The organism is Paraburkholderia humisilvae (assembly GCF_902859855.1).
GTDB lineage: Bacteria > Pseudomonadota > Gammaproteobacteria > Burkholderiales > Burkholderiaceae > Paraburkholderia > Paraburkholderia humisilvae.
Map to the genome: position 1 here is coordinate 1 of NZ_CADIKH010000237.1, position 2,922 is coordinate 2,922.

General features: G+C 57.7%; 5 protein-coding genes. 2 read left to right on the forward strand and 3 right to left on the reverse strand.

Annotation, left to right across the window (positions count from 1 at the left end):
- Positions 1-318: 318 nt before the first annotated feature.
- On the forward strand, positions 319-960 hold the full coding sequence (locus tag HV796_RS41350; protein WP_175233430.1) for a Type 1 glutamine amidotransferase-like domain-containing protein: 642 nt from the start codon (positions 319-321) through the stop codon (positions 958-960).
- A 268-nt stretch (positions 961-1,228) separates the two neighbouring features.
- Here HV796_RS41350 and HV796_RS41355 read toward each other — a convergent pair whose 3' ends face one another.
- Positions 1,229-1,618, reverse strand: a complete 390-nt coding sequence (locus HV796_RS41355; protein ID WP_175233431.1) for a hypothetical protein — start codon at positions 1,616-1,618, stop codon at positions 1,229-1,231.
- Positions 1,619-1,746: 128 nt separating this feature from the next.
- Here HV796_RS41355 and HV796_RS43740 point away from each other — a divergent pair, with 128 nt between their 5' ends.
- Entirely contained in the window at positions 1,747-1,980 is a 234-nt protein-coding gene (locus HV796_RS43740; RefSeq protein ID WP_217478216.1) for a hypothetical protein, read from the forward strand.
- A gap of 485 nt (positions 1,981-2,465) precedes the next feature.
- Here HV796_RS43740 and HV796_RS41360 read toward each other — a convergent pair whose 3' ends face one another.
- Complete coding sequence (locus HV796_RS41360; RefSeq protein ID WP_175233432.1) at positions 2,466-2,711, reverse strand: hypothetical protein; 246 nt, start codon at positions 2,709-2,711, stop codon at positions 2,466-2,468.
- A 102-nt stretch (positions 2,712-2,813) separates the two neighbouring features.
- Positions 2,814-2,909: a YadA-like family protein gene (locus HV796_RS46320; protein WP_425497119.1), complete on the reverse strand. Its 96-nt coding sequence runs from the start codon at positions 2,907-2,909 to the stop codon at positions 2,814-2,816.
- Positions 2,910-2,922: the final 13 nt, after the last annotated feature.

Sequence of the window (2,922 nt, forward strand, 5' to 3'; positions counted from 1 at the left end):
TTCATAGGGGCCCGCTGCGTCCGTTTTGCAGTAAGGCCGTATATACAGCCGCAGCCGATCCTGGACGTCAAAGCATGCGAAATTGCTTCGCAAACGGGAGGCGTTCATATATATGCACATGATCCGCAAGAAGCAGATGAAAGACGACGGCGTCGACCGAACGGTTTATGCGCAGTTCTACTCGTTGATTATGTAACGTACTCCTTATAATATCGGGGTTTACTCGTCGCGACCATCTTATCGCGACACAACTGTTGGCACACGCAACGACAAACTCACGGGCGCAAGGCTGTAAGAGGCGATGGCGCCGGATACTGAATGAACCTCTATCTTTCATCAATGCACTTCGGTGCGAACCCGAACCGGCTGACACAGCTACTTGGTCCCAACAAGCGAGCGGCCATCTGCCTGAACGCGAACGATGGCCTGGAAAGCCCGGGCAGATACAAGTATCTTTCAGAAACGCTTTCCACTCTGGCCGGACTGGGGGTCACAGCGGAGGAAATTGATCTGAAGGCATATTTTGGCAAGCCTCATCAGTTGTTTGCTAGGCTGCGACAATACGGGCTGTTTTGGGCGACCGGCGGCAACACGTTTGTCCTGCGCCGCGCTTTTCACGCCAGCGGACTGGATCAGTTGCTTCCGACTCTGCTACGGAATCCTGAGTTCACATATGGAGGCTTTAGCGCAGGCGCCTGCGTAGTGACCCCGTCACTTCGCGGGATAGATCTTGCGGACGATCCCAACGAGGTCCCAGCGGGCTATCCGGAGCTTCCCATGTGGAATGGACTAAATCTGGTTGATTTCCATATCGTTCCCCATTCTGGTTCCAGCGTGCCCGGACTTGCCTCGATCATGGCAGAGGTCGCAGCGAGATTCATGGCGGACGGCCTGCATTTTCACTCCCTGACCGACGCTCAGGCAATCGTTGTTACCCGGGGCGGGTTCGTAATTGGATAGGCGCCGGTTTCGACACCGGACAAGCGTATCGAAACCCCGCGAACGGTTGCGAGCAAGGATGCAGTAACTGAACGGTGTGATACACAAACCATCGATGAATATAATAGCGCGATCGCTCGCTAACTTTAACTATGTCAAATTGTGCACGTATGAAAAAGGCCGCATCAATGCGGCCTGTGTTGGGAGTCTGCTTGTTGCCCTTACTTGCTGGCGTGTTGCATCAACGTCCACAGGGACGGAAGAATGGCCAGCAATGCGGCCGCAGTCGTCATCGCCGAAACAGCGTGTAGTGGCGCCACGCGGTTTCGTCCGCCGGTTTCGGTTTTGCCGGGTTCGACGCACCAATTGCCGACAGAGCCGTACCGATGAGCGCGAGGACCACCATCCCACCACCGCTCGCAATCTCGTTGCCCTTGGGCGCTGTGAAATACGACTTCATGAGTTCCACAATCGCACCCATCGCCCAGCCGAGCACAACGTAACCGAGCTGGCCGTCGCGGTAAGGCACGAAGTAGTTGATCACGAATTCTGTAGGTTTGGACAGCTTCTCAGTCGCTGTGTTCAAAACGCTCGTCAACCACATGCCCGCGGCTGGTGCCCCTGCACCGATCATCAAGCTGGTCACAAACCAGCCGACGATGTCAATCGCCTCTTTCAAGTACCCTCCGGTAGCTCGCTTGCCTGTTCAAAGTGACACATGATACTGGCCCGATTTACGTCCCGCTTCGTCTACGTACAGTTTGACTAAGTTCCGTCATAGTCAAGCTCGCGCGACGCAGCGCCCGCGTGAGCATAGACAAAACCTTCGAAGCCAACACAATCGAGCGAATCATCGATCAGCGCGCCACCTTGGCGACAGACGGAAGAATGCGATTCGATCCTTGCCGCCTCTTCAAACAAAATACGGATGAGTTGTGTACGACGTCGATCGTCGGGCGAAGCGCAAATCTTGCCACATGCCACAGCAAGGTTATAGAAAGCAGATCTGAGGTGTTTGTTATGGATGCCGAATCATATTGATCAGGGTGTACATCAGTGACTGGTTATGCATGGTCTGGGGAAGGCCAATCGCCGGGCAGGCGGAAAAGCTCACGAAACGTCAGGCCGGGATGACAGCCGGATGCGGTCGGGCAGGCCCTGGCACGTTCACGTGAGCAGCGCGAAGCCCGAGGCGACACCCGGGACGCGACGGAGCAGGCTTTGGCGGGATCGCGCGAGGAGCGCAAAGGCGGGGCGCCGGCCGAATCGGACGGGGTGGGGGCAGTAGCTGGCAAAGAAGAGTCGGGCCGGTCAGGAGAACCGGACGATCAGGCGGCTGGACAAGCGAATGCTGAACCCATGGAGAACGGGCCGGAGCGTGATAGTGGTGCTGAGATGGGCGACTAGACCGTGGCGGCGGATGGTCTGCGTAGCGCGATGCCCTGAAGGTCTACGCCTTTCAGGGCATCGCGCTCATCTGCATTAACCGACCACTGTCAGGTAGTCGGTCCACGGCAAGCAACGTCTTACCGCTGTGCGTCGAAGTACCACTGCTGCGACGCGGGATCCAGTCGGCATATGACCGCGTCATCGGCCCGCACGATCAGTCGCTCCAGCATCTCGCGCTTCGAGACCGAGTGATAGCAGGCCAGCCGCGCCAGGGCAAGCCAGGCTTTGGTACTTACCCACATATCCAGACGCCGATCACCGTCTTCGCCCGCCGGTTCACGCCTTGCCCGATAATCCGCCCGCCGCTGCGTCGTCTGCGTCATTTCGCACCTCCTCGTCATGGTTACCGGGTAACTTTCGATATGAAATTCCCATCGTCCGCTCCCGGCTGTCCCACTGGACAGCCGGGATGACGGGAACTGCTCCTACCACTGGTACCCGGCGCTAACTGCTACCCCATACGCGCCGCGCGTGTTCGTCGACACCGCCCCCTTGTATACCCAGCGGTCGCTCTCGGTCACATGCGAGAGGCCC